Here is a 14,059-nt window from a genome sequence, read left to right as displayed (position 1 = left end):
ACTATTCGTCATTCTGTTCAGCAGCGAATAATACACTCCACTGGTCACGAATTTGATCGATCCCTGCGTTGACAAGCGGTCCGAGGAAATTCGCAGAACTATCTACAATTCCCTCTGCCGCTTGGTCTGCGGCTTCTCCGATTACTTTCCCGCCGAGTGTTTTTAGAGCGCCCTTAATGACACCTTTAATGCTGCTATCTGGTGCACCTGCTTCAACAAGCGCATCCTTTATCGCTTGGTGTTGATCGTCAGGAACAATATCTAACATCAAATCGGTAACGGTATCTAAGGGCGCTCGTACAAGTGCAGAATTGAAGGATGTATCCGAGAAATGACCTAGGTTACGGATCCTTTGCCGCAAATGCGCGAGAGTGAGCGGGTTCTCGACTTCCATAACAAAAAAGTCGCCATCCTTTGCAAAATTAGTATTTATCAATGCTTGCTTTATGAGCTCATCTAATTTTTCTTGGTCATTTCCATGCTGCCGGATTTCCAAGTCAAAGAGTAATTGCGAAGCTTTAGTTCTAGTAACCTTTAGATCAGTCATAAGGCCGTAGATTGTTGCCTCACGTTTTACAACGCCAAGATTTCGCAAAAGATCAAATACACGTAGTTCGATTTCGCGCTTGGGAAGAGATCCGAATGCCGGTTTCATAAAATCTGAGAGGAAACCAGCTAGTTCCGATCTCAGTCGGTCTTCGCCCACTCCCGCGAGCATATCTTCAATGTTCATGACAGCCTCAAAATAATATCTTTCGGGACCACTATTGCTTGTACTGAATGAGAAATAAACATCCATACCGCAACGGTAAGGAAGCCATCGACAAGCGTAAAGCCGGAGGTGCTCGTCGCACCCATCAATGCACGAGCAGGTTCCAGTGGAGTGCATGAACAGTGCGCGTAAGCGCCCTTTTGTTAAATGCTGGCTGCACGCTGCAGGTGGGCCAACCAAACTCTGAAGCCCCGTCGCGCTGGGTGCTCTTTAACCAACAAGACCCTCGACCCATGCTGAAACCGCCATGCTCATGGATGTAACGTGGTCCGCATGGGTCAAGCTTGAAATACGTTTGCGAGGCTTCAGATCGTGATCCCCATCTTCGAACCAACTCAATTGGATTGCTGGTGAAAGGTCGTAATCGCCGACTTCATCTTTCGAACCAAACAGGTCTCGCGTCCCCTGGCAAATCAGTGTCGGTGTTTGCAAGCTTTTCAGATGCTCAGTGCGAAGCTTCTCGGGTTTACCAATGGGGTGAAAGGGGTAGCCAATACAGAGTAAGCCAGCGATGCGGTCCGCTTCGAGCAGATCATCTGCAATCATACTGGCGACACGCCCACCCATGGACTTGCCACCTATGAAAAGTGGGCCATCAACATGGAGATCTTCGATCGCGGCTTGGTATTCGTGGTTTAATTTATCGGCTCGTGGCGGCGGCGTCCGGATGCCTTCGGTTCGGCGCTTTGCCATGTAAGCGTATTCAAAACGGACGACCCTGAGGTTTTGTGCGGCCAGTGCTTCGGCAATTGATGTCATACTAGGTGCGTCCATCGGTGCACCCGCGCCATGCGCTAGCAGTATGGTTGCGCTTGCTGCACTAGGCCCGAGTTCCAAGAATTCGGTTGGCATAATCTCTTCTGCTCCTCAGGTTCATGACGCCTATTAACCCCTAATCAAAACAAAAGCGCCGGAAAGAAACGCATTCTTCAAATAGACAGGCAGTTTTTCTGGATATGCCTCTACTTCCTTCTTAGCAAAGTGCGAGAGTGCCACCGGGCTGACAAACCTTGTGTGACAACCGTCCACAAGTTGGATCAGCGTTTCGATTTTGAAGGATACGGCTCCACCAGCCATTCTACCTTTCTTGGCGCGTGTTTTGATTGCAAAGGTATCAATTTCATTTTCGCGGGAGAACTCGTGAAGAGCTGCCAAAAATGATCGTAGATCGGCTTCAGAGGTGTCATCTTCGAGTTCTATTCGTGTGGTTTTTAGTCGAAGCATCTCCACGCGTGCTTCATCATCTAGGTGGACAACAGCAAGCCGAACCTCCTTTGCTGATATCTCACAGCCGCATACCCTCATGTGTTTTTCCTTCCTGTTCCGAAACCACACTAGCACTCTTTATGCCCTGAAGACCCAATTGCTGGGAGCACTATTTTCAAAGCGGATTCTGGACTTTTTTGACCTGGGCAAACGCGTAAGCGCAGTTATGTTAGCTGGCCGCGCCATAGCCAGGGGCCGCACCAAACCCGTTAAACACTGCAAACCCGGGCAACCCCACCCCATCGACGGCTTTCCGGCACTAGGGGCGTCAGCGCCCTCCCGGTCCACCACTTCTGGAGAGCTACTTCCCGCTAATTTTCAAAGGCTTGAATAAGTAGCTGCAGCAATTGAGGATCGACAGGAATATAGGCTTTTGCCATGACGGTGACACTTTCTTATGTGATGGCCAATCAACAAAAAAGCGACTTAGCAGGCAAATTATGTTTCAAATTGACCGGTCCTCCAACCGCCTAAACAAACTAGAACGTACAACCTTCACGGAAGTCGGTTTTAGAGAGCGGGAACATCTACAGGAATGGCTCGCAGCTATGCCGGATGCTCTTTGTGAGGCAATGAGCGAAGGACAAGATAGTCTTCTTATAATCCAGAAGGAATTCGATGGCTTCGACGGTACGCGAGAACGGCTCGATCTGCTTGCACTTGACCGTAGCGGGCAGCTTGTTGTCATCGAAAACAAGCTTGATGACTCTGGCCGGGATGTCGTCTGGCAGGCTCTCAAGTACGCGGCTTACTGCTCGAGCCTGAAGAAGGCCGAGATATTGGCAATATTTCAGCAGTATCTCGATCACAACGGCGGCGGCGATGCAGCGGCAAGGATATGTGAATTTCTCGATGAGGATGCCTTGGATGAGGTGGTTTTAAACGATGGCACCAATCAACGGGTCGTTTTCATAGCTGCGAATTTCAGACGTGAAGTCACTGCCACCGTGCTATGGTTGCGTGATCATCAGATAGACGCGCGCTGTATTAAGGTCGTGCCTTACAAGTTCGGAGAAGAGCTTTTTATCGATCTGCAACAAGTCATCCCAACACCTGAGGCTGCGGACTACATGATCCGGATGGCCGAAAAAGATAGTGAAGAAAAATCCACAAAAGGCGCTCAACGATGGAGCCATCAAATGCGGATCGAGTTCTGGGACCAGGCACTTGAGGCGCTCCGAAGTGCTGGTCTTGAGCGATGGCAAAACATCACACCGTCAAGAGACCATTGGAGTAATTCGAGTATTGGTGTCTCAGGATGCGGCCTGACGCTTATTTTTCTCCGCCATGAAGTCCGGGTCGAATTGCAACTCGGCCGTTCAAATCCGGACGAGAACAAGTGGCTGTTCGATCAGCTCGTCGATGGTAGAGAAAAGTATGAAGAGGCTTTTGGTGGGGAGTTAGAATGGCGGAGAATGGATGACAAAAAGGTCAGTATCATTGTCTGCAAGACGCCTGTCCAAGGATACAGTAAAGAGAATTGGCCTGATATGATCGGATGGTTGGTCGATCATTACAAAAAGATGGATGAGGTTTTTTCAGAGCCAGTTCGTCAGCTCGCGTCTAGAATGAAACCAGGCGGCGGCATTTGAGTGCAAGAATTCAATTCGCCCCACCCATCTTTTTGGCTCAGCGCACCCGGCCAGACATCAGAGGCTCAGCAACATTGGCAAAACCCAGTTCAGAATTCGTACCTTGGACTAAAGCCTTCGAGGCTGCAGGTGTCACAGATATTCCGCGAAACGCGCGGGGCTATTGGGGCCATCACAGCGGACTGAATGGATTTGTCGTCTGCTCTGTCTGGAATGACAAAATTCAGAATGGTGAAGCCACAGCCTACATACCGAAAGTGAATAAAGGCCGCTATCGAGAAGCTGCGGAGAACCTATCAGTCGGCAACGAAGTAATTGTGATTTTGCGGTCCCGATCTACAAAGTTGGGAAAGGTCTTACCCACTCTTTGGAGGGTGGCCTCTAAGTATCTGGACGAGCCTACCGGTGACAGCATCGGTTTCTTATTACTGAAAAACACTGGAACAGAGCTGTAGTGCACCGCACCCTGCGCATCGGCGTGCCTCGTCGCAACCGCCGCAGTCTGTGCTCATGGTTCGCCATTGTTGTCGAAGGACTTTCGTCTTCAACAGCACAGTCGATGGCATTCAGAAGAAACGCACACAAATCAACGATGCACCCACACTATGTATATAGCCGGAGATCAAGTACTTGGGCCTTCGCGCGCGCATGTTGTTAACTGCTCGGTTGCTTTGGGCATTCCACGTCATGCGTTGAAAAAGTGGTATGATCACCGTGTTGGCGGCGATGTAACCAGAGGCTACATTGATATCGGTGCCGAGCGTTTTGCGATGGTTGCTCGACGCGGCCGTGAACAAGATCATTGAAATGGCCATGCCAAAAACAGACCAAAGGAACCGAGTAGCTTGAAGAACGATGTTGAAGCGGAAGATTGGCGTGAAAATCCAGCGATTATCGCCATTATAGATGCGGCGCTGTTGAGTGTTATCCGAGCCCATTCGCCCATGACGGGGGAAGCTGCAGAAGATGAACGCAAGCGTCTGAACCATGCCAAGACTGCCCTGTTCGGATTCAAATCCTTTCGGGGCAGGCCAAAAGATCGTGACATTCCAGAGCTCGTCTACATGGCCAAAGAATACGTTCGAGAACGTGGAGACTACAAACTGGATTCAGACTACGTACCCAGGTTTTCAGACGACGATGAGGAGGAGGCGGGTTATCAAACCGAACTCGCGCGGCGCGCAATCGCAGCCCGCAAAGAACAACATCCCGGATACAAACCTTACAACGAAGATGAGAAGTTCCGAAATCTGCAACAAAAATTCGACGCATCGCGGGAAGAGCTCATTCGACGCGTAGTTGGCTGGGGTGGAACAAACGGAGACTTGATTCAAATGCATGTACGCGACCTTGCCGAGACATTGCGGGTACTTGGAATTCCCGTCTCAGCGGAGGTTGATCAAGACCGCGAACTTAATTCCCTGATTTAAACACGTATCTTCGAACCCGTTTTCGGTATGATTGGGAAGCCTCCACTTTTTGAAAGGAGGCAGAAATGCTTATCGATTCGGAGAAGACACTCGTTGATACCTGCGCAATCGCGCGCCTTACAAAGACAAGTAAATCATACTGGGAAAAGCTTCGCTGTCGTGGTGAAGGTCCTAAATACATCAAGCGCGGCCACCTCGTGCTATACTGGCTTTCCGACGTCATACGCTGGCTTGAAGAGCATATGGTCACCCCGGTGGGAGACCAAAAATGAAAAAATCTTCTGCAAATACTACTCATGATATTGGGGGCGCGGCAGAAGCCGCGCTCACATACACAAAACTTGGTTGGGAACCGCTGATCCTGCCTTTCAAAGAGAAATCCCCACGCGGAAAATGGAAAGAACCGCGCGCATGGACGCCCGATACTGTAAAGACCGAATTTGGCGGCAACGTGAATATCGGTATTGCGCTGGGCAAGCGTTCAAGCAGCCTCATCGACATTGATTTTGACTGCCCAGAAGCAGCCGAACTGGCTAAGGTCGTGCTTAGCGACCTGCCAAGCTTTGGACGCGCAGGATCTCCATTTAGTCATCGCGTTGCATACGCGAAGCTGAAAAAGGGGCGCTTGGTCTTCCAACTTCCAACTAGCGCAGCAGAAACCATCGGCGCGGACCGTGCGATGCTGCTGGAGGTTCTTGGCAATGGACATCAGACTATGTTTCCGCCGTCCACGCACCCAAGCGGCGAAATTGTAACCTGGCACGACGATCCGCACCAAGTGCCGACAATAAACGGCGGTGAGCTTGCAAAACGTTGCGGTTTGCTGGCCGCACTGTCTGTCGTTGCTATGCACTATCCCAAGGTGGCCGGTGAACGCGATGAAATCTGCCTTATCTTGACCGGTGTGCTTGTCTGCTGTGACTTGTCAGATGACGAAGTAGACAAGCTTGTGATCGCTGTAGCGGCTGTTGCTGGTGATGATGAGGCAGAAAAACGCGGTGGAAAAGCTGCGGCGTCCCGCGCCAAGATTGAGGCCGAGGAACCCACTTGGGGGTTGCCACAGCTTTGCGAGCGTTTGGGTATGGAAGCGTTGGAACTCAAACTGCGGGAATGGATGCGCCTCAACGGCAATTCGTCCAGCGGTGACACCCGCTCACGCATTCTTGTACGCGCTGGCCACACGCCTGAGGAGGTTGACCAGGCTGAAGCAGCGTTGCTTGCTGCCGATCTTGGTGTTTATCAGCGCGGTGAAAAACTTGTTCGCGTTGTACGCCTTCCGCAAAGTATCGGAGAAGATGGCGTCAAGCGGTCCGGTGGTGTTTTGTTGATCAACGAATTGACGCAGCCCTGGTTGAAGGAAAAGTTTGCGATTGCTTCGCTCTGGTTCAAGCCTGGTGAAGAGATGGACATTCCGATCAATCCACCTGGTGGGCATGTATCCGCACTCTTGGCGCGCGTGGGAGAATGGAACGCGCCGGTTTTGCATGGTGTGGTTTCCAGCCCGACCATGCGCAAAGATGGCACCATTCTCCAAACCCCTGGATATGACCCCGAGTCTGGTCTTCTTTTCGAGCCAAACGGCGTCGAATTCCCAGCTGTACCAGACGCACCAACACGTGAAGATGCATTGCGCGCACGAGACGTTCTTTTTGCGCCGTTTCGTAATTTCGAGTTTGCCACCCCTGCAGATCGCAGTGTTCTGCTTAGCTGTGCATTGACGGCAATTGTGCGTCGCATTCTTCCTTCTGCTCCACTCTTTGCTATCGACGCACCAACAGCGGGATCTGGAAAGTCATTGTTGTGTGAAACGGTTGGCATCATCGCCACAGGCCACAAACCAACTATGATTTCGCAAGGCAAAACTGATGAAGAGAACGAAAATCGTATCTCCAGCGTTCTAATGGCGGGCGATCCAATTCTCGTTTTTGACAACTGCGATCGTCCCCTTGGCGGCGACACACTGTGTTCTGCTCTGACCCAAGAAGTCATTGCGGCAAGGATACTGGGCAAGTCTGAGGTGCCGCGTGTCCTGACAAACGCTGTGTTCATGGCAACAGGTAACAATCTTGAAGTCCTAGGGGATCTTGGTCGCCGCACACTGCTATGTTGGATCGATACTGGTGAAGAACGCCCAGATCAAATTGAACATGACTTCAACCCGGTGGAGGAAGCGCGCTCTGACCGGGCGGCCCTGGTTGTAGCTGGTTTAACAATCCTTCAGGCTTATGAGACCGCTGGGCGCCCGAACCGCATGGTGCCGATGGGTTCATTTGAAAGCTGGAACATGATACGTGAAGCGCTTGTGTGGCTGGAAGAGGCCGACCCATGCACGACCCGCGAGCGGGTCATCGCAGACGATCCGCGCAAAGGTGATCTAGCAGAATTGTTGGAGCTATGGGCCGATGCGCTGGGCGGACAACCGACGACGCTTGCAGAAATTGGGGAGGCTGCGGTCCACAACCAACACAGCAAGGTCACAGTACTTCACGACGCGCTGGCTGACAGAACCTACAAAGGTACGTTCAACACCCGGAGTGTTGGGCGGTACCTGGGCAAACACAAAGACCGTGTTGTCGGCGGGCGGGTTCTGCGGTGTGTCGATGATCCTTCTGGAGTAAAGCGCTATCGTCTGGAAACTGTCGGCCAACCACCATCAATTGATGTCCCTTTCTAGGGTAAGGTCTTTCTCAATCTTTCAGATGGGCGCGTGTGGTTTGCATGCGCCCTACTGGTTTTAAGGGTATTGCGGGTTTGTTTTGCTGCACATGTTTGCGTAAGCCAAAGTAACCCTGCAAACACCGCAAACCCGGCCCAAAATTCAAACAATTCATTGCTTTGGACTCTTGTCCAGAACAAGTAGCGGCTCATTATTCCAATCTTTTAAGCCAAGATCTGATTGCGGTTTTTTCACTTGATCGGTCTGCGGATGTATCATCATCCAGTTCGGCTAGTGCATCCGCCAGAGTCCGACCGGCCTCGACACCGTCGCGCCCATGCCGTCGGTTTTCCATCCAGGTCTGCAATCCCGCGCGGCGCGTGCCAGTAAGAGCCTCGGGCGCATTTACAAACACAAGCCGCCTCGCAAGTTCACGGTATCTGTCATCCTCGAATGTTTCGGCAATCTCCGCACGTTCGGGCAACTCTGCCTTGTGGAACGCCTGCATTCGGTTTTCGTCGGCTCGGCTTGGGAAACCCTCATACATCCGGCCCTCGACCACCAGGGCGGGCTCGAAGGGTGGGTAGCGCTGTGCCATTGCCACACCCGCCCGCACCGCAAAGTGACCGTCAGCGGACACCACAGCCGCCCGGCGGACGATCTCAGCCATTGGCAGGCCAGCAGCGGCTAGCAGGTCTGGCGCAAGACCCGGGTCGACTAGCGCTGGCATCTTGTTGGCGTAAACTGTGCGCAGCGCTCGGTTAGGTCCCTTGGTTTCTTCCACCAGGTCTTCCTCGCTCAGGTCCAAAACCTCAGCGGGGTCGCGGCGGAGATCGAACACAGCCTGCATAGTGGGATTCTTTGGATGGTGTCCGCAGCCGACAACGGCGCGCGTAGACGGAACTCCCATATGATATTCGACCAGGCATTTTGGTTCGCTCGTGTTCAGGCGTGCTATTACTTCTGCCTTGTCCACCAGTGGCAGCAACGAATTCCAAACGGCGGGTGCTCGGTCACGGATCAGACGCGCCACATAAATGGTGGCTTCAACATCCGCCAAAGCGTCATGGGCGTTTTCATGGGCGAACCCGTTGGCTGGTGCCAGCGTGTCGAGGCGCAGTGTCGGTTTGCCCTTGGCGCTTATGGGTACAGCCATGGCATTTGGGGCAAGTGCTGCTGTAGCCTGGGCCAGGCGCAGCACATCCGCGCGCTGGTTGCCGCTGGTATTGGTCAGGTAGACGGGCTGTAGTGTTTGGTAGAATGCCTGACGCAGCAAGGGCTCGTCGAAGGAGAGGGTGTTGTACCCTGTAAAAATTGCTAGTGACCACGTGCGCAGTTTCTCAGCGATCTGAAGCATCATTTCGTAGTGAGTGGGCAGGCTAGGGTCTGTCAACATTGCCGGTGTGACCCGCGTAGCCAGCAAAGCTCCTGGCGCAGGGATCACATGGGGAGCAGGCGGCAGCGAGTTTCGAAGCTGTCGAGTTCGTTTAGGTCGGCATCAGTTAGGATCGCTGCGAACTGCAGGATCTGGTCGAACGTTGTGTCCGTGCCGGTGGTCTCGGTGTCATAGAAGACGAAGTTCATTCAATTGCTTTTGGCTTCTTGTTAGAGGCCCGATAGTCAATTGATCCGACCTACTGTCAAACTAATAAAAGGCAATTCGATGTACGCTAGAGCTTTCAATCAATAGGCGAACGTCATAACCTTTTAAGAAAGTTGATCTATTTTGTAGGCACCTGGTGACCCAAGCGAACAAAAATCCAGAACAGATAGCCAGAGATGTCATCGACATCCAACTTGCTCGTGCAGGTTGGGTTGTTCAGTCGAACAAATCCATTGACCTAAGCGCCGGGCTTGGAGTGGCGGTTCGCGAATACCAGACTGAAGTTGGCCCAGCTGACTATGCTCTCTTTGTGGCCGGTGAAGCCGTTGGTGTACTGGAGGCAAAGCCAGAATCTTGGGGTCAAAAGATCACGACCGTTGAGGAGCAGTCTGGCAGCTACGCCTCTGCCAAACTCAAATGGGTGAACAACAACGAACCATTGCCATTTGTTTATGAGAGCACGGGCACAATTACTCGCTTTACAAATGATCAGGATCCTAAGCCGCGATCTCGTGAGATTTTTGCAATTCATCGCCCCGAAACCCTACTGTCCTGGCGCGCCGCATCTGAGTCGCTTCGGACTGCATTACAGGGGTTGCCGGGACTCAACGCTAGCGGTCTAAGAAGCTGCCAAGTCAGCGCCATAACCAAGCTAGAGGCGTCGCTGAAGGAAGATCGTCCGCGCGCGCTCATTCAGATGGCGACCGGATCGGGGAAAACGTTTACGGCGATAACTGAAGTCTACCGGCTGCTCAAACATGCAGACGCCAAGCGCGTGCTCTTCTTAGTCGACACTAAGAACTTGGGCGAACAGGCAGAACAAGAATTCATGTCTTTCGTGCCAAACGACGACAACCGCAAGTTCACCGAGCTCTACAACGTCCAGCGCCTCAAGTCGAAACACATCGCGGGCGATAGCCAAGTTTGCATCTCAACAATTCAGCGGATGTACGCGATCCTCAAGGACGAAGAGCTACCGGAAGGGTCAGAAGACGAAAACCCCGCTGAAAATTGGCAGCGTCGTCGCGAACCCTTGCCTGTGGTCTACAACGAGAAAATCCCACCTGAATATTTCGACTTCATCGTAATCGATGAGGCGCATCGATCCATCTACAACCTTTGGCGGCAAGTGATCGAATACTTTGATGCATACTTGATCGGCCTAACGGCAACGCCGGATGACCGCACGTTCGGGTTCTTTCAGAAGAACGTCGTCAGCGAATATACACACGAAGATGCTGTTGCAGACGGCGTCAACGTGGGCAACGAAATCTATGTCATTGAAACTGAGATCACACAAAAAGGGGCGGAGCTGAAGGCCAAGCAACTGGTCGAACGCCGCGAGAAGATGACCCGCAAAAAACGCTGGGAACAACAGGATGAGAACGAAGCCTACTCGGCCAAGAAACTCGATCGCTCCGTTGTTAACAAAGACCAAATCAGAACCGTTGTACGTGCTTTTCGCGATAAGCTCCCCGAAATTTTTCCCGGCAGGAATGAAGTTCCAAAGACTCTCATCTTTGCCAAGACCGACAGCCACGCTGACGACATCATCCAAATGGTCAGGCTTGAGTTCGGTGAGGGAAACGACTTTTGCCGGAAGATCACGAGCAAAACCGAAGGCGACCCAAAGTCCGTCCTGTCTTCATTCCGAAATGATTTCTACCCACGTATCGCCGTGACCGTCGACATGATCGCCACTGGAACGGACGTAAAGCCGCTTGAGTGCCTGCTGTTCATGCGCGACGTGAAATCAAAAAACTACTTTGAACAGATGAAAGGTCGCGGGACACGTGTGCTCAAGCCCGACGATCTGCAAAAGGTCACGCCCTCCGCAAAAGCCAAAACACACTACGTGATCGTTGACGCAATCGGCGTCACCAAGTCGCTTAAGACCGCAAGCCAGCCACTTGATACCAAGCCATCCATACCCCTCAAGGATTTGGCAATGGGCATCATGATGGGCGCAGCGCGCGACATCGATAGCGTGTCGTCGTTGGCTGGACGGCTATCGCGCATCGATCATCAGATTGATGAGACGCAGCGGGCTAAAGTCGAGGAAGTCGCAGGCCAACCTTTGCGCAACATCATCAAGACGTTTTTTGACTCGGTCGATCCAGATGCCGTCATGGAAGATGCCAAAGCGGCGACAGGTCAACAAGAGCCGGACGAAGCCGCGCAAGACGAGGCACGATCCAAACGTATTGGCCAGGCCGCAAAGTCGCTGAATGGCACGCTGATCAACCTCCTCGACACCATCCGCCGTGATTTGGAACAGACCGTCGATCACGACAACCTCGATCATGTGACCCGCGCAGAATGGGCTGGCGATACCGATGAAAATGCAAAGGTGCTGAGCCAAGATTTTGAAGCCTACCTCAATGAAAACCGCGACAGGTTAGAAGCGCTGACGATCTACTTCAGCCAGCCTGCGCGCCGGTCAGAGATCACCTTTGAAATGATCCGCGAGGTGTTGGATGCTTTACGTGCTGATGCCCCGCGTCTGGCCCCGCTGAACGTCTGGCGGGCCTATGCGCATCTCGATGAATTCAAAGGCACCGCACCTGACAAGGAGCTTGAAGCACTGGTTGCCCTGATCCGCCGTGTCGCGGGGCTGGACGATACGCTGACGCCCCACGCTGACCGCATCCGTAAGAACTTCCAAAACTGGGTGCTGAAACGGCACGCTGGTAAGGGCGACAAGTTCAACGAGGCCCAGATGGATTGGCTGCGTATGATGCGCGATCACTTGGCCACTAGCTTTCATATCGAGGCAGATGATCTGGACATGGCCCCCTTTGACGGGCAAGGCGGTCTGGGGCGAATGTATCAGCTCTTTGGAAATGACATGGAGCCGCTGATGGCCGAGATGAATGAGGCTATCGCCGGATGAGTGGTTTGGATGTCGGGCAGCACTACCCAATAAAACTAGATGATCTGCCGCACTCCTGGACTTCGGCTGCCGTGGGGGAGTTCGTGGACAAGGCCGAATCTGGTTTTGCATGTGGGAAACACTCTGATGAAGACATCGGTGTTGTTCATGTTCGGCCATATAACATTGATCGTGATGGGAGAATTGACCTCTCAACTCTCAAATTTGTTCCTTCAGATTTCAATCCCAAACGCCTTCGGTCTGGCGACGTGCTTTTTAACAATACGAACAGTCCCGAACTGATTGGCAAGACAGCAATAATTGGTAAGGAAGCTGAAAACCTGGCTTTCTCGAACCATATGAGTGCATTAACTTTTGGGCACTTAATGGATCCCAAATTCGTGGCTTTTCAGCTGCATTATCTTTGGTTTGCCCGATATTTTTTGCACCGTTGCGTTAAGCATGTAAATCAAGCAAGTATTTCGACGACCGAGCTTTCGAAAAAAATCCCTTTGGTTGTTGCTCCCCTCAACGAGCAGCGCCGCATCGTTGAAAAGATCGAAATTCTCTTCGCCGAACTGGACAAGGGCGGGGAGAGCTTGCAGGCTGCTAAGGCGAGGGCGGGATTGTATCGGCAATCCCTGCTCAAACACGCTTTTGAAGGCCACCTCACCGCCGACTGGCGCGCTGCCAACCCCGACAAACTCGAAGACCCTGAAACCCTCCTCACCCGCATCCAAAACGAACGCGACGCCCGCTACAAACAATCCCTCGATGATTGGCAGGTGAAATTGGAAAAGTGGCGTGATGATGAGGAAGAAGGGAAGAAGCCAGCGAAGCCGAGAAAACCTAAGGACCCAGTAGAATACGAAGCAGATGAGCTACCGGACCTACCGGAAACTTGGGGTTGGGTGTCGTTGGATCAATTGATTTCGGGCAAGCAGCGCGCGATGCAAAGCGGGCCATTCGGCAGCAACCTGAAACATAGTGAGTTTGTTGAGGATGGCGTACTGGTCTTAGGTATCGACAATGTGAAGGACGGCTCCTTTTCGATGGGAAGCCAAAACCGCATCAGCGAAGAAAAATACAACGAACTTGAAAAGTACACCGCAAGGCCCGGAGACCTCTTAGTAACAGTGATGGCGTCCTTGGGGCGATCTTGTGTGGTGCCAGACGACCTCGAAACGGCAATTATCACGAAACATGTCTATCGTATCTCGATGGAACGAGACTTGTTGAATCCTCACTTCTACAATTACCTTCTTCAGGCGGAATGGGTTACGCGAAAAGGGATGTTCAAGAATGCTCAAGGCCAAACAAGACCCGGTTTAAACAGTTCAATATTAAGGGCATTGCCTGTTCCTTTGCTTAGTCAGGCGGAACAAACTGAGATCGTAAGTCGACTAGAAGCCAAGCTCTCAACTTTGGATGCTTTTGAAAAGCAAATTATTGATCAAGTAGCTCGCTCGAAGGCACTTCGACAATCGATCCTGAGGCGGGCCTTTGCAGGCGAACTTGTAGCCCAAGACCCAAATGACGAACCTGCCTCAATACTATTGGAACGCATCAAAGCTGAGAAAGCCGAGGCCGAGACTGCCGCGAAGCGCGACCGCAAAGCAAAGCCAGTTCGCAAACCAAAGAATAGGAGACCAACGATGACCGATCTGATCGAAGTTCTCAAAAAGGAAGGCGACTGGGTCTCAGCGTCCAAAGCAGCGCAGGGGCTGGGTATTGTGGATAATACCTCGTCAGATGATGTCGAGGCTTTCTATCGCCAGCTCAAAGAACGGATCGAAGCCAACGAGATCGAAGTAGAGCGACGCGGCGACGAAGACTGGCTCCGTTTAGCCAAGGTAGAGGCCACCTGA

At 52.2% G+C, this 14,059-nt stretch carries 11 protein-coding genes; 6 read left to right on the top strand and 5 right to left on the bottom strand.

Annotated features, from left to right (window positions below; all coding sequences use genetic code 11):
* Position 1 precedes the first annotated feature (1 nt).
* From AC2FIO_RS06475 to AC2FIO_RS06465, 3 genes are all read right to left on the bottom strand, one after another.
* Positions 2-799, bottom strand: coding sequence for a hypothetical protein (locus AC2FIO_RS06475; RefSeq protein WP_496696415.1), 798 nt, complete (start codon positions 797-799; stop codon positions 2-4).
* A 183-nt stretch (positions 800-982) separates the two neighbouring features.
* Positions 983-1,624, bottom strand: coding sequence for an alpha/beta family hydrolase (locus tag AC2FIO_RS06470; RefSeq protein WP_496696413.1), 642 nt, complete (start codon positions 1,622-1,624; stop codon positions 983-985).
* 33 nt (positions 1,625-1,657) lie between these two features.
* Positions 1,658-2,077, bottom strand: a complete 420-nt coding sequence (locus AC2FIO_RS06465) for a DUF3010 family protein (protein ID WP_496696411.1) — start codon at positions 2,075-2,077, stop codon at positions 1,658-1,660.
* A 401-nt stretch (positions 2,078-2,478) separates the two neighbouring features.
* Here AC2FIO_RS06465 and AC2FIO_RS06460 point away from each other — a divergent pair, with 401 nt between their 5' ends.
* From AC2FIO_RS06460 to AC2FIO_RS06445, 4 genes are all read left to right on the top strand, one after another.
* Positions 2,479-3,630: a DUF4268 domain-containing protein gene (locus tag AC2FIO_RS06460; protein ID WP_496696409.1), complete on the top strand. Its 1,152-nt coding sequence runs from the start codon at positions 2,479-2,481 to the stop codon at positions 3,628-3,630.
* Between the two features lie 845 nt (positions 3,631-4,475).
* Positions 4,476-5,060 carry a hypothetical protein gene (locus AC2FIO_RS06455; protein WP_496696408.1) on the top strand — a complete coding sequence of 195 codons (585 nt, stop codon included), beginning with the start codon at positions 4,476-4,478 and terminating at the stop codon, positions 5,058-5,060.
* A 65-nt stretch (positions 5,061-5,125) separates the two neighbouring features.
* Positions 5,126-5,332, top strand: a complete 207-nt coding sequence (locus AC2FIO_RS06450; protein WP_085801648.1) for a helix-turn-helix transcriptional regulator — start codon at positions 5,126-5,128, stop codon at positions 5,330-5,332.
* Positions 5,329-7,734, top strand: coding sequence for a bifunctional DNA primase/polymerase (locus tag AC2FIO_RS06445; RefSeq protein WP_496696407.1), 2,406 nt, complete (start codon positions 5,329-5,331; stop codon positions 7,732-7,734). Before AC2FIO_RS06450 ends, AC2FIO_RS06445 begins: the two co-directional genes overlap by 4 nt.
* Before the next feature lie 193 nt (positions 7,735-7,927).
* Here the strand turns inward: AC2FIO_RS06445 and AC2FIO_RS06440 are convergent, their stop codons facing one another.
* Both AC2FIO_RS06440 and AC2FIO_RS06435 read right to left on the bottom strand, forming a co-directional pair.
* Positions 7,928-9,073: an exodeoxyribonuclease I gene (locus AC2FIO_RS06440; protein WP_496696405.1), complete on the bottom strand. Its 1,146-nt coding sequence runs from the start codon at positions 9,071-9,073 to the stop codon at positions 7,928-7,930.
* A gap of 83 nt (positions 9,074-9,156) precedes the next feature.
* On the bottom strand, positions 9,157-9,300 hold the full coding sequence (locus AC2FIO_RS06435; RefSeq protein WP_496696403.1) for an exonuclease domain-containing protein: 144 nt from the start codon (positions 9,298-9,300) through the stop codon (positions 9,157-9,159).
* A gap of 155 nt (positions 9,301-9,455) precedes the next feature.
* Between AC2FIO_RS06435 and AC2FIO_RS06430 the strand changes: the two genes are divergently transcribed.
* On the top strand, positions 9,456-12,212 hold the full coding sequence (locus AC2FIO_RS06430; protein WP_496696401.1) for a type I restriction endonuclease subunit R: 2,757 nt from the start codon (positions 9,456-9,458) through the stop codon (positions 12,210-12,212).
* Positions 12,209-14,059, top strand: a complete 1,851-nt coding sequence (locus AC2FIO_RS06425; protein WP_496696399.1) for a restriction endonuclease subunit S — start codon at positions 12,209-12,211, stop codon at positions 14,057-14,059. Before AC2FIO_RS06430 ends, AC2FIO_RS06425 begins: the two co-directional genes overlap by 4 nt.

Source organism: Ruegeria sp. CDSB086, assembly GCF_059611065.1.
The sequence above is the reverse complement of the archived record's forward strand: the minus strand, read 5'-3'. Positions and strand labels throughout refer to the sequence as shown.

Coding starts and splice junctions, on each gene's coding strand:
- AC2FIO_RS06450 (WP_085801648.1), top strand. CDS start 5,126: ATGCTTATCGATTCGGAGAAGACACTCGTTGATACCTGCGCAATCGCG.
- AC2FIO_RS06445 (WP_496696407.1), top strand. CDS start 5,329: ATGAAAAAATCTTCTGCAAATACTACTCATGATATTGGGGGCGCGGCA.
- AC2FIO_RS06470 (WP_496696413.1), bottom strand. CDS start 1,624: ATGCCAACCGAATTCTTGGAACTCGGGCCTAGTGCAGCAAGCGCAACC.
- AC2FIO_RS06460 (WP_496696409.1), top strand. CDS start 2,479: ATGTTTCAAATTGACCGGTCCTCCAACCGCCTAAACAAACTAGAACGT.
- AC2FIO_RS06465 (WP_496696411.1), bottom strand. CDS start 2,077: ATGAGGGTATGCGGCTGTGAGATATCAGCAAAGGAGGTTCGGCTTGCT.
- AC2FIO_RS06435 (WP_496696403.1), bottom strand. CDS start 9,300: ATGAACTTCGTCTTCTATGACACCGAGACCACCGGCACGGACACAACG.
- AC2FIO_RS06440 (WP_496696405.1), bottom strand. CDS start 9,073: ATGCTTCAGATCGCTGAGAAACTGCGCACGTGGTCACTAGCAATTTTT.
- AC2FIO_RS06425 (WP_496696399.1), top strand. CDS start 12,209: ATGAGTGGTTTGGATGTCGGGCAGCACTACCCAATAAAACTAGATGAT.
- AC2FIO_RS06475 (WP_496696415.1), bottom strand. CDS start 799: ATGGATGTTTATTTCTCATTCAGTACAAGCAATAGTGGTCCCGAAAGA.